The organism is Arthrobacter sp. PsM3 (assembly GCF_030433895.1).
GTDB lineage: Bacteria > Actinomycetota > Actinomycetes > Actinomycetales > Micrococcaceae > Arthrobacter.
In genome coordinates this window covers 1-384 of the sequence record NZ_JARUXE010000145.1, presented here as the reverse complement: position 1 = coordinate 384, position 384 = coordinate 1, and the positions used below count along the sequence as shown (strand labels likewise).

The window sequence follows — 384 nt, the reverse complement described above, 5'->3', positions numbered from 1 at the left end:
GCAAGAAACTCCTGTATCTGGGCGGGCTCACCATCCACACAACACTTGACCCGGCCCTCCAAAAAGTAGCCCAGGAGCAAGTCAACGCTTCCATGGCCGCCGCTGATCCCCTGCAGCGGGGCTCCTCGCTGGTGAGCGTCCAGCCCGGGACCGGCAAGGTGCTGACCATGGCGCAGAACACCGTCTACAACCCCGCCACGGCGCCCGGAAACTATATGGGCAACTTCGCATTGCCGGAGAAGGACGCCAACGGACAGCCTCTCGACGGCGCCGGCGGATTCCAGATCGGCTCGACCATGAAGCCGTTCATCTTTGCGGAATGGCTCAACTCCGGAAAATCAATGGCCACCCAACTGGACGGATCGGTCCGCGTCTACAGGGCCG

The 384-nt window shown here is 62.5% G+C and carries 1 pseudogene; it reads left to right on the top strand.

The window, feature by feature from the left end:
- Positions 1 to 384: pseudogene (locus tag QCD75_RS22415) on the top strand (transglycosylase domain-containing protein); the annotation flags it as partial.